General features: G+C 67.5%; 22 protein-coding genes. 12 read left to right on the top strand and 10 right to left on the bottom strand.

The window, feature by feature from the left end:
* The first annotated feature begins 85 nt into the window (after nt 1-85).
* Nucleotides 86-1,090, top strand: coding sequence for an AraC family transcriptional regulator (locus tag QWY76_RS19230; protein WP_290313150.1), 1,005 nt, complete (start codon nt 86-88; stop codon nt 1,088-1,090).
* Between the two features lie 111 nt (nt 1,091-1,201).
* On the opposite strand, the gene QWY76_RS19235 is transcribed toward QWY76_RS19230, so the two are convergent.
* The 5 genes from QWY76_RS19235 to QWY76_RS19255 all read right to left on the bottom strand — a co-directional run bounded on the left by QWY76_RS19235 (nt 1,202) and on the right by QWY76_RS19255 (nt 6,009).
* Nucleotides 1,202-2,095: a SphA family protein gene (locus tag QWY76_RS19235; RefSeq protein WP_290313151.1), complete on the bottom strand. Its 894-nt coding sequence runs from the start codon at nt 2,093-2,095 to the stop codon at nt 1,202-1,204.
* 61 nt (nt 2,096-2,156) lie between these two features.
* Complete coding sequence (locus QWY76_RS19240; RefSeq protein ID WP_290313152.1) at nt 2,157-2,672, bottom strand: flavin reductase family protein; 516 nt, start codon at nt 2,670-2,672, stop codon at nt 2,157-2,159.
* A gap of 1 nt (nt 2,673) precedes the next feature.
* Entirely contained in the window at nt 2,674-3,915 is a 1,242-nt protein-coding gene (locus QWY76_RS19245) for a styrene monooxygenase/indole monooxygenase family protein (RefSeq protein ID WP_290313153.1), read from the bottom strand.
* A gap of 55 nt (nt 3,916-3,970) precedes the next feature.
* Nucleotides 3,971-4,759 (bottom strand): SDR family oxidoreductase, encoded by a 789-nt coding sequence (locus tag QWY76_RS19250; RefSeq protein WP_290313154.1) that lies wholly within the window; start codon nt 4,757-4,759, stop codon nt 3,971-3,973.
* A 17-nt stretch (nt 4,760-4,776) separates the two neighbouring features.
* Nucleotides 4,777-6,009 (bottom strand): dienelactone hydrolase family protein, encoded by a 1,233-nt coding sequence (locus tag QWY76_RS19255; RefSeq protein WP_290313155.1) that lies wholly within the window; start codon nt 6,007-6,009, stop codon nt 4,777-4,779.
* A gap of 211 nt (nt 6,010-6,220) precedes the next feature.
* Between QWY76_RS19255 and QWY76_RS19260 the strand changes: the two genes are divergently transcribed.
* The 4 genes from QWY76_RS19260 to QWY76_RS19275 all read left to right on the top strand — a co-directional run bounded on the left by QWY76_RS19260 (nt 6,221) and on the right by QWY76_RS19275 (nt 9,209).
* Entirely contained in the window at nt 6,221-7,231 is a 1,011-nt protein-coding gene (locus QWY76_RS19260; protein WP_290313156.1) for an AraC family transcriptional regulator, read from the top strand.
* Between the two features lie 102 nt (nt 7,232-7,333).
* Nucleotides 7,334-8,476: a bifunctional transcriptional activator/DNA repair enzyme AdaA gene (locus QWY76_RS19265; RefSeq protein ID WP_290313157.1), complete on the top strand. Its 1,143-nt coding sequence runs from the start codon at nt 7,334-7,336 to the stop codon at nt 8,474-8,476.
* Complete coding sequence (locus QWY76_RS19270) at nt 8,424-8,699, top strand: DNA glycosylase family protein (RefSeq protein WP_290313158.1); 276 nt, start codon at nt 8,424-8,426, stop codon at nt 8,697-8,699. Before QWY76_RS19265 ends, QWY76_RS19270 begins: the two co-directional genes overlap by 53 nt.
* 18 nt (nt 8,700-8,717) lie before the next feature.
* Nucleotides 8,718-9,209, top strand: a complete 492-nt coding sequence (locus QWY76_RS19275) for a methylated-DNA--[protein]-cysteine S-methyltransferase (RefSeq protein WP_290313159.1) — start codon at nt 8,718-8,720, stop codon at nt 9,207-9,209.
* Nucleotides 9,210-9,297: 88 nt separating this feature from the next.
* Here QWY76_RS19275 and QWY76_RS19280 read toward each other — a convergent pair whose 3' ends face one another.
* Nucleotides 9,298-10,239 (bottom strand): LysR family transcriptional regulator, encoded by a 942-nt coding sequence (locus tag QWY76_RS19280; protein ID WP_290313160.1) that lies wholly within the window; start codon nt 10,237-10,239, stop codon nt 9,298-9,300.
* A 73-nt stretch (nt 10,240-10,312) separates the two neighbouring features.
* On the opposite strand from QWY76_RS19280, the gene QWY76_RS19285 reads away from it, so the two are divergent.
* Together QWY76_RS19285 and QWY76_RS19290 are read left to right on the top strand one after the other, a co-directional pair.
* Nucleotides 10,313-11,296 (top strand): aldo/keto reductase, encoded by a 984-nt coding sequence (locus QWY76_RS19285; RefSeq protein ID WP_290313161.1) that lies wholly within the window; start codon nt 10,313-10,315, stop codon nt 11,294-11,296.
* Nucleotides 11,293-11,682 carry a carboxymuconolactone decarboxylase family protein gene (locus QWY76_RS19290; protein ID WP_290313162.1) on the top strand — a complete coding sequence of 130 codons (390 nt, stop codon included), beginning with the start codon at nt 11,293-11,295 and terminating at the stop codon, nt 11,680-11,682. Before QWY76_RS19285 ends, QWY76_RS19290 begins: the two co-directional genes overlap by 4 nt.
* A 28-nt stretch (nt 11,683-11,710) precedes the next feature.
* On the opposite strand, the gene QWY76_RS19295 is transcribed toward QWY76_RS19290, so the two are convergent.
* Both QWY76_RS19295 and QWY76_RS19300 read right to left on the bottom strand, forming a co-directional pair.
* The gene (locus QWY76_RS19295) at nt 11,711-12,199 is read right to left on the bottom strand and encodes a metallophosphoesterase family protein (protein WP_290313163.1); all 489 of its coding nucleotides are present in this window, start codon (nt 12,197-12,199) and stop codon (nt 11,711-11,713) included.
* Nucleotides 12,200-12,269: 70 nt separating this feature from the next.
* Nucleotides 12,270-12,860, bottom strand: coding sequence for a TetR/AcrR family transcriptional regulator (locus tag QWY76_RS19300; protein WP_290313164.1), 591 nt, complete (start codon nt 12,858-12,860; stop codon nt 12,270-12,272).
* Nucleotides 12,861-12,955: 95 nt separating this feature from the next.
* Here QWY76_RS19300 and QWY76_RS19305 point away from each other — a divergent pair, with 95 nt between their 5' ends.
* From QWY76_RS19305 to QWY76_RS19325, 5 genes are all read left to right on the top strand, one after another.
* Nucleotides 12,956-13,459, top strand: coding sequence for an HPP family protein (locus QWY76_RS19305; protein ID WP_290313165.1), 504 nt, complete (start codon nt 12,956-12,958; stop codon nt 13,457-13,459).
* Between the two features lie 86 nt (nt 13,460-13,545).
* On the top strand, nt 13,546-17,184 hold the full coding sequence (gene recC, locus QWY76_RS19310) for an exodeoxyribonuclease V subunit gamma (protein ID WP_290313166.1): 3,639 nt from the start codon (nt 13,546-13,548) through the stop codon (nt 17,182-17,184).
* The gene (gene recB / locus QWY76_RS19315) at nt 17,181-21,029 is read left to right on the top strand and encodes an exodeoxyribonuclease V subunit beta (protein ID WP_290313167.1); all 3,849 of its coding nucleotides are present in this window, start codon (nt 17,181-17,183) and stop codon (nt 21,027-21,029) included. The genes recC and recB overlap by 4 nt, the downstream gene beginning before the upstream one ends.
* Nucleotides 21,026-23,242: an exodeoxyribonuclease V subunit alpha gene (gene recD / locus QWY76_RS19320; protein ID WP_290313169.1), complete on the top strand. Its 2,217-nt coding sequence runs from the start codon at nt 21,026-21,028 to the stop codon at nt 23,240-23,242. The genes recB and recD overlap by 4 nt, the downstream gene beginning before the upstream one ends.
* Before the next feature lie 263 nt (nt 23,243-23,505).
* The gene (locus tag QWY76_RS19325) at nt 23,506-25,218 is read left to right on the top strand and encodes an AIPR family protein (protein ID WP_290313170.1); all 1,713 of its coding nucleotides are present in this window, start codon (nt 23,506-23,508) and stop codon (nt 25,216-25,218) included.
* A 312-nt stretch (nt 25,219-25,530) separates the two neighbouring features.
* On the opposite strand, the gene QWY76_RS19330 is transcribed toward QWY76_RS19325, so the two are convergent.
* Together QWY76_RS19330 and QWY76_RS19335 are read right to left on the bottom strand one after the other, a co-directional pair.
* Nucleotides 25,531-26,223 carry an HNH endonuclease gene (locus tag QWY76_RS19330; protein WP_290313172.1) on the bottom strand — a complete coding sequence of 231 codons (693 nt, stop codon included), beginning with the start codon at nt 26,221-26,223 and terminating at the stop codon, nt 25,531-25,533.
* Nucleotides 26,192-26,452 (bottom strand): DUF427 domain-containing protein, encoded by a 261-nt coding sequence (locus QWY76_RS19335; protein ID WP_290313173.1) that lies wholly within the window; start codon nt 26,450-26,452, stop codon nt 26,192-26,194. The genes QWY76_RS19330 and QWY76_RS19335 overlap by 32 nt, the downstream gene beginning before the upstream one ends.
* Nucleotides 26,453-26,475: the final 23 nt, after the last annotated feature.

A 26,475-nucleotide genomic window follows, 5' to 3' on the forward strand; every position in this document is an offset into this window, starting at 1 on the left:
AACAACAAAGACCTCTGACAACGGGTTTCGACGCCCCCACAAGAAGCCGTAACCAGCGGCCAGCGCCGAGAGGCGAGGAGACCGCATGACACTCGCGCCCCACGCATCACCCCGCCGCAGGATTGCCACCCTGATCCACGAGCCCGACGACGCTTGCCGCTGGATGCGCGGCATCAATGGCCCCCATCGGCTCGAGGTGCCCCGGCCCCGCGACCTGGCCTTCCGCCACGAGGGCACGGCGCTCGGCAACGTGGCCATCGGCATCATCGAGTACGCGACCCGGGTCACCATCAAGGTCGACGACCTGGCCCAGAGCTACAGCATCAGCCTGCCGCTGTCCGGCGAGCAGCACATCGAATACGCGCGACAGGAGTTCGCCTCGGATGCCCGGGTGGGAGCCATCATCTCCCCCCACCAGCCGCTGCACCTGAACATCGGCGAGGACTGCCGCAAGCAGCTGGTGCGCCTGTCCCGGGAGGCCGTGCATCACCGCCTCGGCCAGTTGCTCGGGCGGAAGGTGACGGCACCGGTGATCTTCGACCCGCGGATGCCCCTCGAGGGCCATCTCGGCGACTGGTGGAAGACCGTCGCCCACCTGCAGGACCTGCTCGGCGCGGAGGGCTCGCTGTGCGACCTTCCCGAGGTGTGGGGCAACTTCGAGAGCGGCCTGATCACCAGCCTGCTCTATGCCCAGCCCCACAACTATTCGGGAGAGCTGCTCGGCCGCCAGCAGGAACGCCCCGGCTACCTCGACCAGCTCGACGCCATGATGCGCGAGTCCCTCGACCAGCCGCTCACGCTGGAAGATCTCGAGAAGCTCTCCGGCGTCTCCCGGGAGCGCCTCTACCAGGACTTCCACGCCCACTTCGGCGCCGCGCCCATCGCCCACTTCCGCAACCTGCGCTTCGAGTGGGTGAAACGCCGCCTGGAGCACGCCGGTCCGCGAGAGAGCGTCTCCAGCATCGCCATGGACTGCGGCTTCCTGCAGCTCGGCCGCTTCTCCAGGGACTACCAGAAGCGCTTCGGCGAGCGGCCCTCCCAGGCCATCGGCCGCCACGCCGGGAGCGGGGTGCCTGCCGTCCATCACTGACGGCCTGTCGAAGGCGCCGCCGAGGGAAGCGCCGCCCCCGGCCATCCAACGGAAAGGGCACGGACCATCAGCGATGGCCCGTGCCCTTTTCGGTTTCTTCTACGATGCCGCCTAGAGCGGCCAGGCGGCCTTGATCCACCAGGCGTCGCCGTCCGGCCGGTTCTCGACGAAGAACTCCCGCTCGTACTTCAGCGCCACGAAGGCCCCCTCGCCGGCATCCCACTTGATGGACGGCCCGATGGAGAAGGCCTGCCCCTCGTTGCCGATATCCACGCCGTTGAGCCGGTCACCGGTGACCTGCTTGTAGGCATAGCCGCCGATACCGACCACCCAGTTCGGATGGATGCCATAGCCCAGGGCATAGTCCGCATGCAGCTCCTGGCCGGAACGGTAGTCGGTATCCTCGTTCTCGAAGTTGTAGTCGTACATCAGCTTGATGTCCCAGTTGAGGCCGGCCGGGTCGACACGGGAAGCGGCATACACCCCCTGTACCGTCCAGTAGTTGCGGCCGATATTGGCCAGCTCCCCGGCGTCAAAGCTGCCGGTTGGGGCGATCACGTCGAAGCCGAAGGCACTGTGCTGCTCGGGACTGTGGTGATAGGCCAGGGCCGCGGTAAGGTCGATATCGCCGATGCCCCGGTCGCTGTCGCTCAAGCCATTGACCGAGACATCCAGGTCCACCAGCGGCAGCAGCGCCGCGAAGGCCAGCTGGCCGCCCAGCAGGCGCCGTTCGGTCACCCAGAGCAGCCTCGGCGCCAGCACGTCGGCGCGCAGGCGGAAGTCCACCGGCAGACTGTCGCCCGCGTCGTCCCGGAAGTCGTCGGCGGCATAATGGTTGGCATAGAGCAGCGAATAGAACCCCGGCGGCGGCAGCGCCCCCATCAGGTAGTTTTCCGCGCCCATGGGGTAGTTCGAGCCGCCCCCCTCGGTTGCCTGTGCGGCCGTCGCCAGCGACAGCGCCAGCCCGGCGATGCCGGCCGCAACGCCTTTCTGAACATGTGTCATGAGGATCATCCGATCGTTGTTGTTGTGATGCGGGCTCCGACGAGGCGGAGCCCGTTGATGCTCAAGCGCTGAGGCGCTGAAACCCGCCCTGATAGAACAGCAGGGGCTCGCCCTCCTCGGCCGAGATGGCCTGCACCCGGCCGACGATCAGCAGGTGATCCCCGGCGATACGGGTGAACTCCACCCGACATTCGAGCCGGGCCAGCGCCCCTTCCAGCAGCGGCACGCCCGCCGCATTGTCGTGATGAGCCACGCCATCGAACTTGTCATCCGACGGCCGGGCGAACTGCATGGCCAGGGCATCCTGATGATGGCCGAGGATATTGACCACGAAGGCACGCCCCTCGGCGAAGGCCGCCAGGTTGGGGGACTTGAGGGCCAGGCTCCAGAGGATCAGCGGCGGATCGAGCGACAGCGACGAGAAGGAGTTGGCGGTGATGCCGACCGGCGCCCCCTCCCCGGTCCTGGTGGTGACGATCGTCACGCCGGTGGCGAAGCGGCCCAGGGTGTCGCGCAGGGCACGGCCATCGATCGCCGGAGTTGCCTCGGCGCGAGGCGAAGCCGTCAGGATCGTCATGTCAGGCCCCCTTCTTCATGTGGTCGTTGACGAAGTGATCGCAGGCTCGGGCCTCCAGCCACCAGGGCAGGAAGTCGGGTGGGTTGTCGAAACCGTTGGCGAGCACCGCGGCCAGGGATGGGGACTCCTGCGCCGCCCCGAGCAGGTTGAGGATGTGCTCCTCGGGGGGCAGCAGCAGGCTGTTGGTCCAGCTGACCACGTCCTTGGCATAGTCCCAGTACGCCTCGAAGGTGGCACGCATCCAGTCGGCATCGAAGGCCGCCTCCCCCCGCGCCAGGATGGCGTCCAGATAGACGCGGCTGCACTTGGCGCCGTTGTTGGAGCCCTGGCCGGTGATCGGGTCGTTGACCACCAGCGCATCGGCGATGCCCAGGACCTTCCGCCCAGAGGGCAGGGTCGCGACCGGCTGGCGCACGGTCGGCGGGAAGCGCCCGGCGAGGATGCCCTGGTCGTCGGCGAGCTGGACGTCCCGGCAGCGCTCGGCTTCCCAGGGCGCGAAGGTACGCAGCAGCTCCACGCTCCTGGCCAGGTGCTGCCCGGGGGTCGCGACGTCCTGCCAGCAGTCCAGGGGGCCACCGGGAATCCCCTCGAACACCATGATCTCGCAGGGGCCGTTCAGGGTCAGGGCCGGGAAGGCGAAGTACTCGCCGACGCCGGGGATCAGGTTGAAGGCCACCCGCGAGAAGGGCTCCCGGGGCGCCATGCCCTGCACATAGGTCAGCGCCAGGGCCCGCTGGGGCTTGTCGAAGCGGGAGCGCTGGGCGTCGCGCTCGAACAGGCGCACGATGTCACCCTTGCCGGCGGCCACCAGTACCAGGTCGTAGGCAGCGGCCAGCTCCTCCAGGTCGTCGATTCCGGCATCCTGGATCACCAGTTCGCCGCCGAGGCGGACGAACTCGTCCATCCAGACCGGCATCTTGAGACGCTGGTCGACCGATTGCGCCGGGCGGTCGAGGCGCGCGGCCCAGTCGATGGCCTTGGCCCCTTCCCGGTCGGGATCGGGCACCGTCATGCCGATGCCCTCGACCGGCGGGCAATCCTGCTCCCAGAAGTTCAGGCCCAGATCGCGCTCGGTCTGCAGCGCCCGGTCGAACATGCACTGGCTGGACATCACCCGCCCGCCGCGGATCTGCTCGGCGGTGCGGTTGGACAGCAGGGTCACCTGATAGCCGTGCTTGAGCAGGCCGATCCCTGTCTGCAGGCCGGACTGGCCGGCCCCTACGATGGCAATGCGTCGGGTCATCATCATCTCCACGATCGTTTGTTGTTGTTCCAGCCGGGGGCTGGGGTAGTCGGACTCAGCCGGCCAGTCGGGGAATCGCCGGCACGCGCTGCTCGGGCCCCAGGGCCGAGTAGCCGCCGTCGACGGCGTAGTCGGCGCCGGTGACGAAGCTGGCGCGCTCGGAGCACAGGAAGAGCACCACCTGGGCGACCTCCTCCGGGTCGCCGGCGCGGCCGAGCATGTGGAAGTCCCCCGCCACCCGGTCGGTGCGCTCGCGGTCGCCACCGCTGACCTCCTCGATCAGCCGCGACCAGGTCCAGCCGGGGGAGACCGCGTTGACGCGAATGCCTTCCTCGGCGAAGTCGAGGGCCATGCTGCGCGTCAGCTGGCGGATGGCGGCCTTGCTGGCCGGATACAGCCAGCGGCCGGTCTGGGCGGCCTGGGCCGAGATGCTGCTGAAATTGACGATGGCGCCGCCTCCGCGCCGCCGCATCGCCGGCAGCACGGCCTTGGACGCCATCACGGCGCTGACGAGGTTGATGTCGAGGGCCTTGAGCCAATCGGCGCGCGAGGAGGCGACGCCCTCGTCCAGATAGCTGCAGGCCAGGTTGATCAGGGCATCGATGCCGCCGAAGCGCGCCTCGACCTCCTCGACGGCTTGCTGCAGCCGGGCATCGTCGGTGATGTCGGTGGCCAGGAAGCAGGCCCCGGGCCCCAGGCGATCCGCCAGGGCAGCCCCGGCCTCCGCATCGATATCCAGGATGGCGACACCGGCCCCGGCGGCGACGAAGGCCTCGGCTACCGCCTGGCCGATCAGGGTGGCGCCACCGGTGATGATCACGGTGCGTGCGTGAAAGTCTTCCATCTCGGTTTCCTCCCCGTTCAGCGCTCGGCGCTCTCGGCCCACTTGGCCATGAGCTCGTTGGACGGCAGCGTCTCGTCCAGCAGCTTGGCGGCGGTGGCATACCCGGCCACCGGCAGCCCTTCGGGATCGAGCACCCCGATCTGCACCAGCACCGAGGCCTGATCCCAGTAGATGTGCTCGTGGTAGAGCTTGTCGCCGCGGAACTTGACGATCGCCACCAGGGGGATCTCGACGTGCTTGCCGGTGGGGGCGATGCCCGGCAGCAGCCAGTCGATCTCGCGGTCATGGGTGAAGCAGAACAGCAGCTCGTCGACGATCTGGGTCTCGCCGATGGTCCGCGAGATCGGGATCAGCTGGGTGTCGGCCGGATTGCTGTCGACGAAGTGGTGCTTGTAGAAGCGGTACAGGTCCCGGTAGCCGACGCCGCCGGTGAGGGTCGGGATGTGGTTGACGTAGGGCTCGCCGACCATGGTCGCCATGGTGTCGTCGACGTTACGGGTGGAAAACTCGTATTCGCAGTGCTTGTCCCACAGCGCGGAGAGGTCATAGTGGGGCCCCATGGCCTTGCGGAACGCCGCCACGGAGCGCTGGTGCGCCATCAGCGCCGACGGCTTGTGATGGTGCTCGGAGGCCGGACGGGCAAAGGCGTGATCCACGCCGGGGTAGAGATACAGCTCGACGTTGTCGCGGCTCTCCAGGGTGGCCTGGATGTCCTGACGCGCCGCCGCCGGACAGTACTCGTCGTTCTCGGCGAAGTGCAGCACCAGCCGACCCCGGATGTTCTCCGCCTCGTCCAGGTGATGCTCGATGCCCATGCCGTAGTAGCCCACGGCGGCCTCGACGTCGCAGCGGCAGGCGGTGAGATAGGCCAGCCGCGCACCGAGGCAGAAGCCCAGCGCCCCGACCGGGCCGCTGCACTCGGGGCGGGCCCTCAGCGTCTCGATGGCCGCGCCGATGTCCGCCACGCCCAGGTCCTGGTCGAAGCCCTGGTAGAAGCCAAAGGCCTTCTGCCAGTCCTCGGGCCCGTAGCCCAGCTCCACCCCCGCCTCCTGGCGCCAGAACAGGTCCGGCGCCAGCACCACATAGCCTTCCTCGGCATAGTAATCGGCAATCTCGCGGATGGTGCCATTGATGCCGAAGATCTCCTGCAGCAGCACGATGCCGGGCCCGCTGCCGGCGGCCGGGACCGCGAGATACCCGCCGAAACTGCCGCTGCCATCCGCCGCCTGGATCTCGATGGACGTGCCCATGGTCGTACCTCCTCGGTTGTTGTTGGCATTGACGAGGTTCACCTTAGGCAGGCCCCCCCGGCGGCACGAGCCGGCCAGTGCAGCGGCTATCCGTTCCGTGCAGAAAGTGCATCCCCAAGGCCTGGATCAAGGAAACGCGGCCTTATACTGGGCACACCCCTGAGCCCCCCGACAACACCGGGCGGATGACAACAACAACAAGGGAGCACCCATGACACCGGAAGAACTGTCACCCGGCTGGCTGAGGTCGGCCCTGATGGAGGACGACCGTCGGCTGATCTTCAGCTCCGACGCCCTGGAGGAGGCCCAGGAGAGCGTCTCGAACGTCTTCAAGCCGCACCGGCTGGACACCCTGCGAGGCGATGGCCCCCTCAGGGCCCGGCTGCACTCCGTCGGCCTGGGCAAGGTCTCGTTCAACCGCCTGACGTACGGCCGTGAGGTGCGCATCGATCCCGAGCGGCTCGAGCGCTTCTATCTGATCCAGATGCCCGTCTGCGGGCAGGCCGAGATCCTCACCGATGGACGAGCCATCGCCTCGAACGAGGCCCTGGCCTCGGTGCTCAACCCGACGGCGCCACTGGAAATGCGCTGGAGCGGCGACTGCGACCAGCTGATGCTGCGCATCGAGCGCGAGGCGATGGAACTGGCCTGCAGTCGTCACCTCGGCCACCCGCTGCGCGAGCCGCTGTGCTTCCAGCCGGAACTGCGCTGGCGGGACGACCCGAGCTGGTTTCACCTCATTGCCTACCTGGCCCGGCTGCTCAAGGAATCCCCCGGCGCCCCCGCCCAACCGATACTCGCCCCGCAACTCGAGCAGCTCGTCATCGGCACCTTGCTGACAATCCAGCCTCACAACTACTCCGAGGCGTTGCAGCACGGCGAACGACGCCTGGCACCACGCCACGTCAAGCGGGTCGAGGAGTACATCGAGGCACATACCCAGGAGCCGTTGACCCCGGCCCTGCTGGCGGAGGTCGCGGGCGTCAGCCTGCGAACCCTCTATGCCGGGTTTCGCGACTTCCGGCACCAGAGCCCGATGGACTATCTTCGCCAAGTGCGCCTGCAGCGGGTACGGACGGCCCTGCAGACGGACGATGGCAGCGGTTCGATCACCGAGACCGCCATGCGCTGGGGGTTCACCCACATGGGGCGCTTCAGCCAGCGTTACCGCCAGGTCTTCGGCGAGACGCCGAGCGAGACCAGGCGCCACGCCGGGGGGTGAGGACAGGCCGGAAGCCACACGCTTCGAGTTCCGATTCCGGCTAGTCGCCGCTGCCCAAGGCGATACACTGGAGGGCATGACCCCACGCCGAGGAGCGCCGCCATGCTGGACCCCGCCCAGTGCCGCCAGGCTCGCCTGGCCCGGGATGCCCGCTTCGACGGCCGCTTCTTCGTCGGGGTGACGACCACCGGCATCTACTGCCGCCCGGTGTGCCCGGCGACACCGCCCCGGGAGCGCAACGTGCACTACTTCGACAGCGCCCTGGCCGCCGCCGAGGCCGGCTTTCGCCCCTGCCTGCGCTGCCGGCCGGACAGCGCCCCGGACTCGCCGGCCTGGCGCGGCACCCACACGACGCTGGAACGTGCACTGCGGCTAATCGACGAGGGCGCCCTGCAGGAGGCGACGCTGACGGCGCTCTGCGACCGGCTGGGCATCGGCGAGCGCTACCTGCGCCGGCTCTTCCAGCAACGCATCGGCGTCTCGCCCAAGGCCTACGCCCAGCACCGCCAGTGTCTGTTCGCCAAGCAGCTGCTGCACCAGACGACGCTGCCGGTCACCGACATCGCCTACGCCAGCGGCTTTCGCAGCCTGCGCCGCTTCAACGACGCCTTCCACAGCCGCATCGGCCTCACACCCCGGGACCTGCGCCGTCGTGCAGGCGACCCCGCCGAGGGCCTGACGCTCCACCTGGCCTATCGCCCGCCCTACGCCTGGGAGACGCTGCGCGACTTCCATGCCAGCCGCGCCATCGAGGGCCTCGAGTGGGTCGGCGAGCGGCACTACGGCCGCTGCCTCCGCTGGGGTGAGGCGACGGGCCGCTTCACGGCCGAGCACCTGCCCGACCGCCACGCCTTCCGGGTTCGCCTCGAGCTCGATGACCTGCACGCGCTGGCCCCGGTGGTGCGGCGCATCCGCCGGGTGCTCGACCTGGACGCCGACACCGCCACCATCGAGGCCCACCTGAGCCATGCCCTCCCTGGCCTGGCGCTGACCGAGGGACTGCGCCTGCCCGGCGTCTGGTCGCCGTTCGAGGCCGGCGTGCGCGCCATCCTCGGCCAGCAGGTCGCGATCGTCGCCGCCCGTCGGCTGGTCACCGAACTGGTCGCGGCCCTCGGCGAGCCGGGCGGNNNNCGGCGCCCGCCACTTCCCCACGCCCGCCGCCGTCGCCGGCAGCGACCTGGCCTTCCTCGCCATGCCCGGGGCGCGACGCGAGACCCTGCGCCGCTTCGCGGCCTGGTACGCTGAGGGGGACGCGAGCGACGACCCGGCCGCCTGGACGACGCTCAAGGGCATCGGCCCATGGACGGCGAACTACGCGGCCCTGCGCGGCACCGGCCACCCCGATATCTGGCTGGCCGGCGATGCCGGCCTGCGCCGGGCGCTGCCGAGGCTCGAGGGCGCCGACCCGGCGAGCGCCTCGCCCTGGCGCAGCTACCTGACCCTGCAACTCTGGTCGCGAGAATCCTGAGAACCAAGGAGCAAGCCGATGACTGACCACGCCCTGGACTACTACCAACCGCCGGAAACCGGCGCCCTGGGCCTGATCCGCCTGCGGGCCACGGCCGCCGACCTCACCGAGATCGCCTTCGTCATGGAGGCCGACGAACCGGCCCGTCCCAACGCGATCACCGAGCGCGCCCGCGCCCAGCTGGCCGAGTACTTCGCCGGTACGCGCCAGGCCTTCGACCTGCCGCTGGCGCCCGAGGGCACCGACTTCCAGCGCCGCGTCTGGCAGGCGCTCGAGACCATCCCCTTCGGCGAGACGCGCTGCTACGCCGAGATCGCCGAACAGCTGCGCTGCAAGGGTGGCCAGCGCGCCGTGGGCGCGGCCAACGGCAGGAACCCGCTGGCCATCGTGGTGCCCTGCCACCGGGTGATCGGCAGCGACGGCCGGCTCACCGGCTACGCCGGCGGCATCGGCCGCAAGCAGTGGCTGCTGGCCCACGAGGCCGGCGAGATACCCTTCGCGCTGGGGTGAGCGCCCCGCGCCAGCCCAGGAAGTCGCCCATGACACCGTTCTGGTGAGATCCGGGGCTGCCGACGTTCTCGTGAAGGGTGCGTCGGCCTCAGTGCCCTGGCGCTTCCAGCCATTCGCGCTGTTCGATGACCAGCTCGCTTAGGAAGTCGGCGAGCGCCCGCACCCGCGGCGCGCGCGACAGGTCGGTCTGGATGACCAGGTAGATGTCCTGCGCGACGCCGAGGTCCGCCTCGAGGCAGACCAGGCCGGTGTCGCGCGCCAGCAGGTGTGGCAGCACCGCCAGCCCGAGCCCCGCCTCGGCCGCGACGACCTGGGTATGCAGCGAGGTCGTGGTGAGCGCGGCTTCCCGGCCGTCGAGCACGCCTTCCACCCAGCGGGCGGCGGGCAGGTGCGCCTGCCGCTCTCCCCAGGTGATAAAGGCATCGTCGTCGTAGCCGCCCGCCAGTGAACCGGCCAGGCGCCGCGCCAGGTAATCGGCGCTGGCGTAGAGCCCGTAGCCCAGGCTGCCCAGCCGCCGGAGCGAGACGTTGCCCCGCTCGGGCTTGACCATGCGGATCGCCAGGTCGGCATCCCGGCGCTGCAGGTTGGCGGTCGCGATGTCCGTCACGAGGTCGATCGAAAGCCCCGGATGGCGCTCGCGAAAGGCCGGCAGGGCCGGCAGGATCAGCCGGGTCGCCAGGTTCTCGGCGGTGGCCAGGCGGACTCGCCCGGTCAGCGCATCGTCCGCTTCGATGCCCGAGGCGAAGGCATGGGCGGCGGCTTCCAGCGCCTCGGCCTTGGCGACCAGGGATCGGCCCTCAGCGGTCAGCGGGTAGCCCGACTGCTGGCGGACGAAGAGCGGAATCCGCATCGCGGCCTCCAGGCGTTCGATGCGTCGCGCCAGGGTGGCGATGCCCACGCCGAGCGCGCCGGCCGCCCCACTCAGGGTGCCGTGGCGCGCCACGGCGAGGAAGGCCTGGGCATCGTTCCAGTCGACCCGGCGCGAGGCCGGCTTTTCATTCCTGGAAATCCCCTTTCCGGAGTCGTGCATGTTTCCCGCCTCTGGTGTGTGTGACGCTGCCTTCCGACGCTTTCCGCAACTCGCAAGGCCAGGAGATTCAAGCATGCAAAGACGCACCCTCGGAAAGGACCTGACGGTCTCGGCCATCGGCCTGGGCTGCATGGGCATGAGCGAATTCTACGGTCCACGCAATGATGACGAATCCCGGCGCGTATTGGCCAGGGCGGTCGAACTCGGCGTGGATTTCCTCGACACCGCCGACATGTACGGCTCCCACCACAACGAGACCCTGATCGGCGACGTCCTGTCCCGCCAGCGGGCCGAGGTGAAGATCGCGACCAAGTTCGGCATCGTGCGCAACCCCGGCGAGTACCGGCGTAGTCTCGACAACAGCACAGGCTATGCCCGCGAGGCCTGCGACGCCTCGCTGCGCCGGCTCGGCGTCGAGCGGATCGATCTCTACTACGTGCATCGCATCGACCCCGAACGGCCGATCGAGGACACCATCGACGGGCTGGCGCGTCTCGTCGAGCAAGGCAAGATCGCCCGCATCGGCCTGTGCGAGGTCAGCGCCGACACCCTGCGTCGGGCCCACGCCGTGCATCCGATCAGCGCCGTGCAGACCGAGTACTCGCTATGGACGCGCGACGTGGAAGACGAGGTGCTGCCCACCTGCCGGGAACTCGGTATCGGCTTCGTGCCCTACTCGCCCCTGGGCCGCGGTTTCCTGACCGGGCGCTTCCGGGATGCGACGGCATTCGACGACGGCGATTTTCGTCCCAACCTCCCCCGTTTCACGCCGGAGGCGATGGCGGCCAACCGTCGGATCGCCGAGGCGATCGCGGACATGGCGGCACACAAGGGCTGCACGCCGGCGCAGCTGTCGCTGGCCTGGCTGCTCTCCAAGGGCCCCGATATCGTGCCGATTCCGGGCACCAAGCGACTGCGCTACCTGGAGGAGAACGCCGCGGCGGCGAGCCTCACGCTGACAACGGAGGAAAGCGAGCGGCTGGACGCGATCACCGCCCGTCTTCCGGTGACCGGCGAACGCTATACCGCGGAAGGCATGAAGGGAGTGAACGCATGAGCGATGCCCAGTCCAGTCGCCGCGACGCTGCCCTGGCCCTGCTGGCACGCCTGGAGCCGGACGCCCCGGCACGGGTCGCGCGCAACCTGGACGACTTTCATGCCGACGCCACCGAGATCCTGCTGGGCTTCGCCTTCGCCGACGTCGTCGCCCGCGACGGCATCGACCTCAGGACCCGTGAGATGCTGACGGTGGCGATGCTCGGCGCCATGGGCACCGCACCGGGTCAGCTGGAGTTCCATCTGCGCGCGGCGCTCAACTCCGGCGTGACGCGCGAGGAAGTGGTCGAGATCGTCATGCAGGTGGCGGTGTATGCCGGCCTCCCCGCGGCGATGAACGCGATGAGCGCGGCCAAGACGGCCTTCCGGGCACAGGACACGCGCTGACGGCTGAAACCACGCTGATGTGTCGCGCCTACAGCGGCAGATGCAGGATGGCTCCGCGCAGGGCCGTCTCGTCGGCCCACAGCTGGCCCAGGGTCAGCGGCAGCGAGAAGCGGCGCCGACCGGCGCCGCCAGGGTTGAACAGCAGCCGGCCATCGCGCCATTCGTTGCGCGCCTTGTGGGAGTGGCCGTGGAGCACGGCGTCGCAGGGCGTGGCGGGATCGAAATCGGCGATATCGTGCACCAGGTGCAGCCGCCAGCCGTTGACCACCAGCTCGCGGCGCCACGGCAGCCGCTCGGCCCAGGCCGCGGTGTCGACGTTGCCGCGCACCGTGAGTAGCGGCGCCAGTTCGGCGAGCCGCTCGAGGATCGCCGCGTCCTGCGCCCGGCTGCCGACATCGCCGAGATGCACGATCAGCCCGCAGCCCTCGAGCATCGCCAGCGCCTCGTCGCGCAGCGTGCCGTGGGTATCGGCGATCACGCCGATCGGGGCGTCGAGCTCGAAACGCTCGGTATCCATGGGCAGGCTCCCGTCATGCGATTCGGCCCCATGGTGACGCCGATCGGCCTAGTCGGCCAGCGCTGCTGCGTCAGGGCCGCGTCCAGTCCGCCTCGCCCTCGCGGTCCAATGATCGGGCATCCAGCCCCAGCAGGGGCGCCAGCGCCGCCCAGGCGTCGTCCACGGCGTCCGGCCCGAACAGGTAGGCGTTGACGATCATGCCGTCCAGGGTCACCTGGACGAGGCGCGCCAGTTGCGGTACCGCCTCGCCACGCCACTCGGCGAGGATGTCCTCGACCAGTGACTTCACTGCGGCCTTGTGCCGCCGCGACAGCGCCAGCAGGGTCTCCGGCTCGCGGGCATATTCCTCGGTCGCCTTGAGGAACATGCAGCCATGGAACCGCTCGGAGGCGAACCAGCGGGCATGCCAGTCGAAGACGGCGCGCAGCCGTGCTTCCGCCGTGCCCGCCGACTCGACCGCCGCGCCCAGGGAGGCCATGAAGCGCTCGTGGCGCTGTTCCAGCACCGCCTCCACCAGCGCCTCCTTGCCGGGGAAGTGATGGTAGAGCGTCATCTTCGAGACCCCGGCCTCGTCGCGGATCCGGTCCACGCCCACCGCGTGATAGCCGTGTTCCCCGAACAGCCGGGTCGCCGTCGCCAGGATGTCGTCGCGCTTGGCCATGAACACACCTCCTCGTCATCGGGTGCCTTGCTCCCATGCGTTGATGCTACTACTGTACAGACCTGTCTGTACACAACCCCGACAAGGCGATTCCCATGCTCCACAAGATGAAGGGCGGCGGCACCCTGCCGGCGCGAGCCGATACCTTCCAGATCCTCACCGGCCTGATGGGCGGCATCAGCGGCATCGGCCTGGTGGCCTGGCTGACCCGGCTCACCGAGGTGCCGCTGCTGATGGCCCCCTTCGGCGCCACCTGCGTGCTGCTGTTCGCCGCCCCGGGGGCGCCCCTGGCCCAGCCGCGCAACGTGGTCGGCGGCCATCTGGTCGCGGCGCTGGTCGGCCTGGTCGTCATGCAGCTGATGGGCACCGGGCCGCTCGCCATGGCGGTCGGCGTCGGGCTGGCCATCGCCCTGATGCAGGCCCTGCGCGTGGTGCATCCCCCGGCGGGCGCCAATCCGCTGGTGGTGATGATGTCCGGCGCGGTGGGCTATGACTTCCTGCTGATGCCGGTACTGGCGGGCTCGGTGAGCCTGGTGCTGGTGGCGCTGCTGATCAACAACCTGGGGAACGAACGCCGCTGGCCATCGTATTGGCTGTAACGCGCAAGCGAGCATGACGCCGGCTTCATGCCCCCGGCGATTTGCGGCACCATGAAGGCCCGTTTCATCGCCGCGAAGGATTCGCCATGCTCGCCACCGCAGAGACAGCCCTGACGCCCGGCTTTATGGTGGTGCACGGCAATCGCCTGGAGGCGCTGCGCGACCTGGCGGTGGAATGGCTGCGCCACCACCCGCTGGGGCCGCTGGAAGACGAGGTGATCCTGGTGCAGAGCAACGGCATCAGCCAGTGGCTGAAGCTGGCGCTGGCCGCCGATCCGCCCGCCGGCGCCGGCATCGCCGCGGCGATGGACGTCACCCTGCCGGCGCGCTTGCTGTGGCAGGCCTATCGGGCGGTGTTGGGAAGCGAGGCCGTGCCACCGGCCTCGCCGCTGGACAAGCCGCGGCTGACCTGGCGACTGATGCGCCTGCTGCCCGAGCTGCTGGACGATGAGACCTTCGCGCCCCTGGCCCGCTTCCTGGCCGACGACGAGGACCTGCGCAAGCGCCACCAGCTCGCCGAGCGCCTGGCCGACCTCTTCGACCAGTACCAGGTCTACCGCGCCGACTGGCTGGCCGCCTGGGCCGAGGGCCGCGACGAGCTGATCGACGCCCGCGGCCAGGCCAAGCCGCTGGCCGAGGACCAGCGCTGGCAGCCGGCGCTGTGGCGGCGACTGCGCGACGATATCTTACAAGGACAGGGCGAGGACGGCCTGGCCACCAGCCGCGCCTGGGTGCATACCCGCTTCCTCGAGGCCTGCCGGGAGCTCACGCCAGAGACTCGGCCCGCCGGCCTGCCGCGCCGGGTGGTGGTGTTCGGCATCTCCTCGCTGCCCCGCCAGACCCTCGAGGCCCTGGCCGCGGTGTCGAAGGTCAGCCAGGTGCTGCTCTGCGTGCACAACCCCTGCCGCCACTACTGGGCGGACATCATCGAGCACAAGGACCTGCTGCGGGCCGCCCGCCGGCGCCAGCGCCACCGCCCGGGCATGCCGCTGGAGCTCGACGACACCCAGCTCCACCTCCACGCCCAGCCGCTGCTCGCCGCCTGGGGCAAGCAGGGCCGCGACTACCTGCGCCTGCTCGACGAGTTCGACGACCAGGACGCCTACCGGGCGCTGTTCGACGCCGAGGCACTGCGCATCGACCTCTTCGACTCCCCGGCCGAGGGCGCGGCCCCCGGCCTGCTCCAGCAGCTGCAGGACGACATCCTCGAGCTGCGCCCGCCCCAGGAGACCCGCGACGCCTGGCCGGCGGTGGACCCGGCCCGCGACCACAGCCTGCGCTTCCACGTCGCCCACAGCGCCCTGCGCGAGGTGGAGATCCTCCACGACCAGCTGCTCGCCGCCTTCGACGCCGACCCCACGCTGCGCCCCCGCGACGTGCTGGTGATGGTGCCGGACATCGACACCTACGCCGCCGCCGTGCAGGCGGTGTTCGGCCGGCTGCCGCCGGACGACCCGCGGCATATCCCCTTCACGCTCTCCGACCAGACCAGCCGCCACCGCCAGCCGCTGCTGGTGGCGCTGGAGGCGCTGCTGCACCTGCCGGAATCGCGGCTCACGGTGAGCGACCTGCTCGACCTGCTGGAGGTGCCCGCCCTGCGCGGGCGCTTCGGCCTGGATGCCGAGGCGCTGCCGGTGCTGCGCCGATGGATCGAGGGCGCCGGCATCCGCTGGGGGCTGGATGCCGAGCAGCGCGCCCGGCTCGACCTGCCCGGCGGGCTCACCGCCAACACCTGGGCCTTCGGCCTGCGCCGGCTGATGCTGGGCTACGCGGTGGGCCACAGTACAGAGAACGAAAGCGCCGCGGGCCCCTGGCACGACATCGAGCCGTTCGGCGACATCGGCGGCCTGGAGGCGGCGCTGGCCGGCCCGCTGATGGACCTGCTCGACGCGCTCGAGACCCAGTGGCGCGCGCTCAGCGAGCCCGCCGACGTGACCACCTGGTGCCGGCGGCTGCGTGAGCTCGTCGGCGAGTGCTTCGCCGCCGAGGACGAGGCGGACCTCGCCACCCTGAGCCGCCTGGAAGAGCTGCTGGAGGACTGGCAGGAGACCACCGAGGACGCCGGCCTCACCGAGGCCCTGCCGCTCTCGGTGGTGCGCGAGCACTGGCTCGGCCAGCTCGACGAGGCCAACCTCTCCCAGCGCTTCCTGGCCGGCGCGGTGAACGTCGCCACCCTGATGCCGATGCGCGCCATCCCGTTCCGCCACGTCTGCCTGCTGGGCATGAACGACGGCGACTACCCGCGCACCCAGCGCCCGCTGGACATCGACCTGATGGGCCACGACTACCGCCCCGGGGACCGCTCGCGCCGCGAGGACGACCGCTACCTGTTCCTCGAGGCGCTGCTCTCGGCCCGCGACCGGCTGGTGATCAGCTGGGTGGGGCGCAGCATCCACGACAACGCCCCCCGGCCGCCCTCGGTGCTGCTCGGCCAGCTGCGCGACCACCTGGCCGCCGGCTGGCGACTCGCCCCCCACGAGGACGACGACGGCCAGGCCCTGCTCGACGCCCTGACCACCGAGCATCCGCTGCAGCCCTTCAGCCGCAGCTACTTTGCCGACGATGCGCGGCTGTTTACCTACGCCCAGGAGTGGCGGGCGGTGCACCAGGCCGCGCCGGACGCCGTGGCGGAGGGCGAGCTGCCGCCGATGGCGCTCGACACCGCCCTGCCCCTGGCGCGCCTCAGTGGCTTTCTCAAGGACCCGGTCAGGGCCTTCTTCACCACCCGGCTCGGCGTGTTCCTCGAGCGCGAGGCCCTGGAGAGCCCCGACCACGAGCCCTTCGCCCTGAACGGCCTCGACCACTGGCAGCTCCAGCAGGCGCTGGTCGAGGCCGGGCGCCGCGCCGTGGACGAGGGCGCCTCGCCCACCCCCGCCGTCCACGACACCCTGGAACGCCTGGAGCGCGAGGGGCGCCTCGCCATGGGCGGCTTCGCCGAGCTGATGCGCGAGGCGCTGGTGGAGCCGCTGGACGCCCTCTTCGAGGCCTATGCCGAGAAGCTCGCCGCCTGGCCCCACGCCTGGGAGACCCCGGCCCCGGTCTCGCTGGAGCTCGCCACCGATGCCGGCCCGCTGCTGGTGGAGGACTGGCTGGACGGCCTGCGCGAGAACGACGCCGGCGAGCGCTGCCGGCTGGTGCTGATGACCAGCAGCCTGGTCAACAAGGGCAAGTACCACTGGAAGCACTGGCTGGCCCCCTGGGTCGCCCACCTGGCCGGCCAGCTCGCCCTCGGCCCCATGACCACCGAGCTGCTCTCCCGGGCCGGCGGCGGCACCCTGCCACCGATGGACGAGGCCACCGCCCGCAAGCACCTGGAGGCCATCGCCAAGGCCTGGCGGGCCGGCATGACAGCCCCCCTGCCGCTGGCCCGGGACACCGCCTTCGCCTGGCACGAGAAGGGCGGCGATGCCAGCGCCCTGGCCCGCTGCCTGGGCGATGCGGGCTCTTCACAGACAAGCAAGGCCGAGGAGGCCGACCTCAAGGCATGGAAGGCCGCCGTCACCGCCTTCCATGGCACCGGCTTCAACGGCGATCACGGCGAGCTGGGCCGCGATCCCTACCTCGCCCGCCAGTGGCGCGACCTGGAAGGCCTGGTGCGCCACCAGGCCGCCGGCCGGCGCTTCACCGAGCTGTGTGAGGCCCTCTACGCCCCGCTGCACGATGCGGTGAAAGCCAAGGGCGGCGAGAAGAAGAACGCAGGCAAGCGCCAGGGAGGCCGCTCATGAACGCGCCCGATTCCGCGCGAGTGAACTCGCCAGAGACCGCCCAGGCAGCCGAGACGCCGCGCCTCGACCCGGTGGCCCTGCCGCTCACCGGCAGCCGGCTGATCGAGGCCAGTGCCGGCACCGGCAAGACCTTCACCATCGCCCTGCTCTACCTGCGCCTGGTGCTCGGCCCCCGCGACGCCGAGGACGCGGCCAGCTTCCCGCGGCCGCTGACGCCGCCGGAGATCCTGGTGGTCACCTTCACCAACGCCGCCACCCAGGAGCTGCGCGACCGCATCCGCGCCCGGCTGGTGGAGGCGGCGGAGGCCTTTCAATCGGGGACAGCCCCCGATTTCTCGAGCGGCCCCGGCGAGACGGGAGATCTCTTCGCCGAACCGCCGGCAGCCGAATGGGGGACAGACCCCAGTTCCTCCGGAAATGGGGTCTGTCCCCCATTCGACCCGCTGCTGGCCCTGCGCGACAGCTATCCGCGCGAGAGCTGGCCGACCTGTGCCCGCCGGCTGCGGCTGGCCGCCGAGTGGATGGACGAGGCGGCGGTCTCCACCATCCACTCCTGGTGCCACCGCATGCTGCGCGAGCACGCCTTCGACAGCGGCAGCCTGTTCGCCCTGGAGATGGCCCTGGACCAGTCGGAGATGGACCTGGAGATCGCCCGGGACTACTGGCGCAGCTTCTACTACGACCTCGACCCCGAGGCGCTGGCGATCATCGCCCGCTACTGGACGACGCCGGACACCCTCAACGACACCGCCGCCCGGCTGCGCACCCACGCCGCCGCCCTGCCCGCGGCCCCGCCACCGGCCGAGGCCCTCGCTGACTACCGCGAGAAGCGCGCCGCGGCGCTGGCCGCGCTCAAGGCGCCCTGGCCGGCCTGGCTCGACGAGCTGGAGGCGATGCTCGAGGACGCCGCCAAGCGCAAGGCGTTCAACGGCCAGAAGCTCAATGCCCGGAGCCGTGCCAACTGGCTCGGCGCCCTGCGTGAGTGGGCGAGCGACCCGGAGCTTGCCAAGCCAGCGCTCACCGACGCCGCCTGGAAGCGCCTGACGCCGGAGGGCCTGGCCGAGATCTGGAAGGAAGGCCCGGCGCCGAATCTGCCGGCGCTGGAGGCGCTCGCCGAGCTGCCGGACAGGCTCGCCGAGCTGCCCGATCCCTTCGCCGACCTGCTCGCCCACGCCGTGCACTGGATGGCCGCGCGGCGCGAGACCGTGCAGCGCCGCCGCGCCGAGCTCGGCCCCGACGACCTGCTGCATCGCCTGGACGCCGCCTTCGCGGGCGAGGCCGGCGAGACGCTGGCCGCACGCATCCGCGAGCAGTTCCCGGTGGCGCTGGTCGACGAGTTCCAGGACACCGACCCGGTGCAGTACCGGCTCTTCGACCGGGTCTACACGCTGGCCGAGAACCGCGACGACAGCGCCGTGCTGCTGATCGGCGATCCCAAGCAGGCGATCTACGCCTTCCGCGGCGCGGATATCCACACCTACCTCCAGGCCCGGCGCGACACCGCCGGCCGCCACGTGACGCTCGGCACCAACTTCCGCTCCGCCGAGCCCATGGTCGAGGCGGTCAACCGGGTGTTCGCCCACGCCGAGCAGAGCGAGGCCGGCGCCTTCCTGTTCCGCCGGGGGGACGATAACCCTGTTCCGTTTTCTCCAGTGGATGCCAACGGCAGGAAAGACTCACTCACGCGCCAAGGCAAGACCCAGCCCGCGCTGACCCTCTGGCACCAGCCCGCCGAGACGCCGCTGTCGAAGTCCGCCTACCTCGCTGAGCTGGCCGGGCGCTGCGCGGCCGAGATGGCCGCCCTGCTGCGCGAGGGCCAGGCCGGCCAGACAGGTTTTGAGCAGGACGGCGAGCTGCGCCCCCTGGCGCCGTCGGACCTCGCCGTGCTGGTCAACAACGCCTCCGAGGCCCGCGCCATCCGCGCCGCCCTGCTGGCCCGCGGCATCCGCAGCGTCTACCTCTCCGACAAGGAGGGCGTGTTCGAGACCGAGGCCGCCGCCGAGCTGGAGGTATGGCTCGCCGCCTGCGCCGCCCCGGACGACGAGCGCAGCCTGCGCGCCGCGCTGGCCACGCCGAGCCTGGGGCTCTCGCTCGCCGAGCTCGACGCCCTGAACGGCGGCCCCCAGCAGGACGAGCTGGCCTGGGAGGCGCGGGTGATGCAGTTCCGCGACTACCACCGCCAGTGGCAGCGCCGCGGCGTGCTGCCCATGCTGCACCGCCTGCTGGCCGACTTCGCCGTGCCCGGCCGGCTGCTCACCGTGCCGGAGGGCGAGCGACGGCTCACCGACCTGCTGCACCTGGGCGAGCTGCTCCAGGAGGCCAGCGCCGAGATCGACGGCGAGCACGCCCTGCTGCGCCACCTGGCCGAGTCCCGCGCCCGGCCCCAGGAGCAGTCCGACGCCCACCGCCTGCGCCTGGAGAGCGACGCCGACCTGGTGCAGGTGGTGACCATCCACAAGTCCAAGGGCCTGGAGTACCCCCTGGTGTTCCTGCCCTTCATCGCCGCCTGCCGCCCGGTGAAGGCCGGCGACCTGCCGCTGCGCTGGCACGACGACGCCGGCCGCCTGCGCCTCTCGCTGGAGGCCGACGAGGCCATCCTGGCCCGGGCCGACCACGAGCGCCTGGGCGAGGACCTGCGCAAGCTCTACGTGGCGCTGACCCGCGCCCGCCACGCCACCTGGCTGGGCCTGGCGCCGCTGGAGGCCATGGAGCGCAGCGCCATCGGCCGGCTGCTCAAGGGCGGCGAGCCGCTGACCCCCGAGGCCCTGCGTCCGGCGCTCGAGGCGTTGGCGGACGCCGATGGTCACGACAGGGGCCGGGTCACGGTGACCGACGCCCCCGAGCCGGACCCCACGCCGGTGCACTTCGCCGCCGAGCAGGCGCCGCTGGGCGAGGCCCGCGCGCCCACCCGCGCCATCCGCGAGCACTGGTGGATCGCCAGCTACTCGGCGCTGCGCGCCGGCGCCGCCCCGGACGACGCGCTCGAGCCCGCCGCCACCGTGGAGGCCGAGCCGGCCCCCGAGCCCACCACCGCCATTGAAGCCACCGCCCGGGAGGTGATCGACGAGCCGAGCGACAGCGGCGTGGCCGCGGTGAGCGAGGGCTCGCTGCATCGTTTCCCCCGCGGGCCTGCTGCGGGCACCTTCCTCCACGGCCTGCTGGAATGGGCCGGCGAGGAAGGCTTCGCCCGGGTGGCCGGCGACGCCGCCCTGCGCGAGGACACCCTCGCCCGGCGCGCCAACCGCCGCGGCTGGGAGGGCCAGATCCCGGCGCTCGCCACCTGGCTGCCGGAGCTTCTGACCACGCCGCTGCCCGTGCCCGGCGAGGCCGCCCCGCTGCGCCTCGATGCCCTGGACGGCTACCGGGTGGAGCTGGAGTTCTGGTTCGCCGCCCACAAGGTCAACACCCGCAGGCTCGACGCCCTCGTCAGCGCTTACACGCTGGACGGTCGGCCCCGGCCCGCGCTCGAGCCCGATACCCTCAACGGCATGCTCAAGGGCTTCATCGACCTGGTGGTGGAGCATCGGGGCCGCTTCCACGTGCTCGACTGGAAGTCCAACCACCTGGGCGCGGACGACGCCGCCTACACCGAGGCGGCGATGAGCGAGGCCGTGCTCGAGAAGCGCTACGACGTGCAGTACTGCCTCTACCTGCTGGCCCTGCACCGGCTGCTCGAGGCCCGCCTGCCGGACTACGACATCGACCGCCACCTGGGCGGGGCGCTCTACGTCTTCCTGCGCGGCACCCGCGCGCCCTCCCGGGGCGTGCACGCCGAGCGCCCGCCGAGCGAGCTGATCGCCAGGCTCGATGCCCTGTTCCGCGCCGCCGAGGAGGCCAGCGCATGACCCCGAGCAACCGAAATCCCGTCCCCGAACGCGCCTCTGATCGAGCGCCCGAACATGCGCTGGCGGATCACGCGGCGCTGTTCGCCCTGCTCGACCGCTGGGTAGCGCGCGGCTGGCTGCGCTCGCTGGACCGCGCCTTCGCCACCTTCCTCGGCCGCGAGGTGAGTGAGGCCTCCCCCCTGCTGCTGCTGGCGGCGGCGCTGGCCAGCCACCAGCTCGGCCGCGGTCATGTATGCCTTGACCTGGCCCAGACCCTGGCCACCCCGGACCTGGCCCTCTCGCTGCCGCCGGAGGGCGACAGCCTGGAGGACCCGCCGCCGCTGCCCAGCCGGGTGATGGCCGCCCTCGACCTCGACGCCTGGCGCGCCGCCCTCGACCAGCCCGAGCTGATCGCCAGCGGCCCCGGCAGCACCCCTTTGGTGCTCGCCGGCAGCCGCGACCGCCCCCGGCTCTACCTGCGCCGCTACTGGAAGCACGAGCAGGATATCCACACCCGGATCGGCGACCGCCTCGCCGAAGGCGCCGACGCGGATGGCATCGAGGCCCCGGCCGCGGCTCGCCTGCGCCCGATCCTCGACGCCCTCTTTCCGCCCCGTCCCGATCTCGACCGGCAGCTCGACTGGCAGAAGGCCGCCTGCGCCCTGGCCGGCCGCTCGCGCTTCGCGGTGATCACCGGCGGCCCCGGCACCGGCAAGACCACCACCGTGGTGCGCCTGCTGGCCCTGCTCCAGGCGCTGGCCCTGAGTGAGGAAGAGAGGGAAAACGAGAGTGAAGGCGAGCAGGCGCTACGCATCCGCCTGGCCGCCCCCACCGGCAAGGCCGCCGCCCGGCTCAACGAGTCCATCGCCGGCCAGGTGGCGAGCCTCAGGCTCGACGGCCTGGCCGACGATCCCGAACGGCTACGCGACGTTATCCCCAAGGACGTCAGCACCCTGCACCGGCTGCTGGGCTCGCGCCCCGACACCCGCCGCTTCCGCCACGACCGCCATAACCCGCTGCCGCTGGACGTGCTGGTGGTAGACGAGGCCTCGATGGTGGACGTGGGCATGATGGCCGCGCTGCTCGAGGCGCTGCCGCCCCGGGCACGGCTGGTGCTGCTCGGTGACAAGGACCAGCTCGCCTCGGTGGAGGCCGGCTCGGTGCTGGGCGACCTGTGCGCCCGGGCCGAGGGCGGCCACTACACCCCGGCCACCGCCGAGTGGCTGGCCCAGGCCACCGGCCAGCCGCTGCCCGGCGACACCCTCGACGCCGACGGCCAGCCGCTCGACCAGGCCATCGCCATGCTGCGCGTCAGCCACCGCTTCACCGCCGACAGCGGCATCGGCCAGCTGGCCGCAGCGATCAACGCCGACGCCGAGCCCACCGCCAAGCGTCGCGCCATCACTACGGCGCTGACCGCAGGCTTCACGGACCTCTCGCACCTGAAGCTTTCCGCCGACGACGAGCGCGGCCTGGCCCGCCTGGCGGTGACCGGCTGCCCCGAGCGCTTTCCTCAAAATCAGCCGAATGCCCGCGCAGCCGCCGAACCGCCGGTGGGCTACCGGCACTTCCTGAGCGTGATGGCCGAGCGGCGCCCGGCCGACGACGCGGATCAGGACGCCTTCGATGACTGGGCACGCGCCGTGCTGGCGGCCCACGGGCACTTCCAACTGCTGTGCGCGCTGCGCCGCGGCCCCTGGGGCGTGGAAGGCCTGAACGAGCGGGTGCGCCAGGCGCTGGAGCGGGAGAAGCTAATCGACAGCCAGGACGGCCGCCAACGCTGGTACCCCGGCCGCCCGGTGCTGGTGACGAAGAACGACTACGGCCTGGGGCTGATGAACGGCGATATCGGCATCACCCTGGACATGCCGCGCCCGGGCGCCGCGCACTCTGCACAGCGCCCGAACACTGCGCCTGCCGACGGCAGCCGCCGCCTGCTGCGGGTCGCCTTCCCCGCCGGCGACGGCACCGACCGCATCAAGTGGGTGCTGCCCTCGCGCCTGCAAGCGGTGGAGACGGTGTTCGCGATGACGGTGCACAAGTCCCAGGGCTCGGAGTTCACCCACGCCGCCCTGGTGCTGCCCGACGCGCCGAACCCCATCCTCACCCGGGAGCTGGTCTACACCGGCATCACCCGCGCCCGCCACTGGCTGACGCTGGTGGAAACCGGCCGCGGCCAGCTTATGGACGCGGCGCAGCGGCGAGTGATGCGGGTGAGTGGATTGGGGGGCTGATGGGAATCAGCCCCTTACTCAAGCAGCAGTAGAGGCCTGCTTTCGACACCAAGCGGGAGAGCTGGTAGCAATAGTTAACCTCCGCAAGCATAAGATATCAGCAGCGTCACTTAGACAAATAGATAAAATATCTAGAGATTTTTATCATCCACAACAGCAACACTGCACTTGAAAAAGGTTTTATCTAATATACAATTATTCCCCAACCCCCTACATCAGCAATCTCTTTCTCTATAAAACTCACAACCTACGCAGGCCCAAGAATGAACCCAGTAGTGCGCGCACAACTAAAAGCATTTGGAAATGCACATCCATCAAAGAACCTACCTGAAAATGAGTTATTTGAAGTTTTTTCAATATTCTCAATCTCAAATGGCCTACTGACGGATGACATAGATCCTTTCTCAGCCCATCTTGAAGGAAGTGAATTTGGAATTGACGGAATTTCTCTAATTATTCAGGGCGAACTATGCACCAACTCCGACGAGGTGGAAGGTGCTCTATCATCAGGGAAAAATCATACTGTCGAATTTAACTTTTTCCAGTCCAAGACAAGCGAAAAGCTTGACTATGGGGAAATATCAAAGTTCTTTGATGCAACGCATGACTTCTTTAACAATGAGTTTCTATCTCCATCTAATCAGATAATAGACCTAACAGCAGCAAAAGATACTGTATACGGCTCCTTATTAAAGAAAAACCCTGAATTAAGACTTTTCTTCGTATCTACTGGGAGCGGAGATAAAAGTCGCCAAATAAAAAAACTCATAGAAGAAAACAAACATAAGCTTCTTAACCTTAATATTTTCAGCGAAGTAGACATCGAAGTAATTAGCGCAAAAGATTTGCAAAACGGCTATCGCTCTGCAACAAACTCTATATCTGAACAAATTGACATCCACAAACCCATAACTCTTCCGGACCACCCCTCAGTCCAGCAAGCATTTCTTGGTTTTGTATCTGCGGAACAGCTTGTCAGGATCGCAACCATAGCTTCTAACGACTCTTCTACCAGAAGAATTAACAAAGCAGTATTCTTTGACAATATACGCGATTTCAACCCCAACTCACCAATAAACAAAAGCATTTTAAATGAAGTAAAAAATGGAAATCGAGAGTCGTTCATCTTCAAAAACAACGGTGTTACCGTCGTATCAAAAGAGATTAATCGAAAAGGTGACACATTTCATCTAGAAGATTACCAGATTGTAAACGGCTGCCAGACCAGCAATATCCTTTTCTTGGCAGAAGAACATGCGAGAGACATATATGTTCCATTTAGACTTATCGGTAGCAACGACCCGGAATTTGTGTCAAGCATAATAATTGGGACAAACAAACAAAACGAAGTAAAAGATGATCAGTTCTGGGCGCTGACATCATTTATGAAGGATCTAGAAGAGTATTGCCGAGAGCAGTCTGGGGACCTTCAGCTTTTTGTTGAAAGGCGAGAAAACCAATATCGCGGTGAATCCATTGAGAGGACAAGAGTCTGCCGGCCAAGCGACTTGGTAAAATCCGTATCGGCAATGTTTCTCTTCCAACCTCACAGATCTGCGCGTGATTACAGAGGCATTAGGAGGGAATTTTCAAATAGAATATTCCAAGACTCACACTCTGTCGTACCCTATCATACTGCGGCATTTGCCGCTTACCGGACCGACTTCGCCATTCGTAACAAACGAGTACCCAACGACTGGAGTATATACAAATACTACTTTCTTTCCGCAATCGGAAAGAATTTAACTGGCGGCAATGAAGTTTTCATAATGAACAAAAGAAAACAACAGGAAATATGCAAGAAAATTATCGATATTTTCTCGGACGAGGTGATCTTAACAAGAAGATTCCAAGAAGTCGCCGACACGCTAGACAAAATACTAGAAAGCAACAATATAAAAACAAGGGAAAAGAGCCGAGACTTTTTGAGAGCAGAAACGGTGACAGCTCAATTCGACAAAATATACCACCAATAAATATATAAACTGGGGAGCTTGCTCCCCAGTTTAATACTCAGACATATCGATCACTAAACTTTTCTACGCTAGCACTAAATATAATTGACTTAATCACACGTCTTGCTGCGCGGCATCTCGGAAACAATCGGGGCGGCCCCTTCCTACCATTGCAGCTAGAAGCACAAATTCACCTTTCTGATCAACTCAATACCTCGTTTCATCCCCAGTTCTGAATTTCATAAAACGAAACTCAGTTTCAATCGATGCGACCACTGGCCGAAGATACTCAAGGGCGGGACAACGCTTAGGGAGATAAAATCCAACGCCTTGTTAATTTTCCCGATGAGACCCATGCCTAAAAAACTCCTTATCCGTCTTATTTCCTTTACTTAAATTACAAGATGCGCAAGCAATAGTGAGATTGCTTCGCCGATTTGTTCCACCGCGCGACAGTGGGCGTTTATGTTCAAGGTGTGATTTTTCAGCGGCTATGCGCTTCCCGCAGTAATAGCAGGAAAGAACTTCACCTGATTGATGCTTTTCCTTTAATAAATGTTCCTTGAGTGTCTTTGATGCACTACGCAATGCTGTTGATTTCTCTAGGTAACGCAACCGCTTTTCATATTTCTGATTAGCTACTCTTTCGGCGCGCTCCTCTGCCTCTTTTTTTCGTGATGCGTGGGATTCTAAGTAATCGGCTTTTCCTTTTTCGGCCGCCTCTTTTACATCCTTACTTCTCTGCTCAACTAGCCTTTGCAGCTCTTCGACCACGCGATCAATATTTTTCTCTATCGGGACCATGAAGTTTTGGCGATATAATGTCTCTTTACCAAAAACGGATAACAATTTGGACACAAAAGACTCATGCTCTTTTGCTTTATTCAAATCTTCTTTAAGCTGGTCACGGAAAGAGCGGAGCCTATTTATTTTAGGCTCATACTTCGACTGCACTCTTTCGATAGCTGATTTCTGGCTTTGCTCTAGATGGTATTTATACCACTGTAGCCGCGTTCGTCTTTTCATATCCACCCCGAAAGTTGGAAACCGGAGACCGATGACATTTCTTTAATTCGCTAGAGAACCTCGACATATCCACACCCTCTCTCGGCACATACTGACGATGTGGATAGCCACACTCGCTCAGTTCGATGCCATTACGTGTATCCGCAATCAGGGTGTTTCCATCAAGGATGCGTAACCGGCGGTTATGCGGATGCAGGGTAATGCAGGGGTCAGTGGAGTAGTCGGCCATCGGCAGTTCCCTTGCGAATCGGC

This window comes from Halomonas maura (assembly GCF_030409305.1).
GTDB lineage: Bacteria > Pseudomonadota > Gammaproteobacteria > Pseudomonadales > Halomonadaceae > Halomonas > Halomonas maura.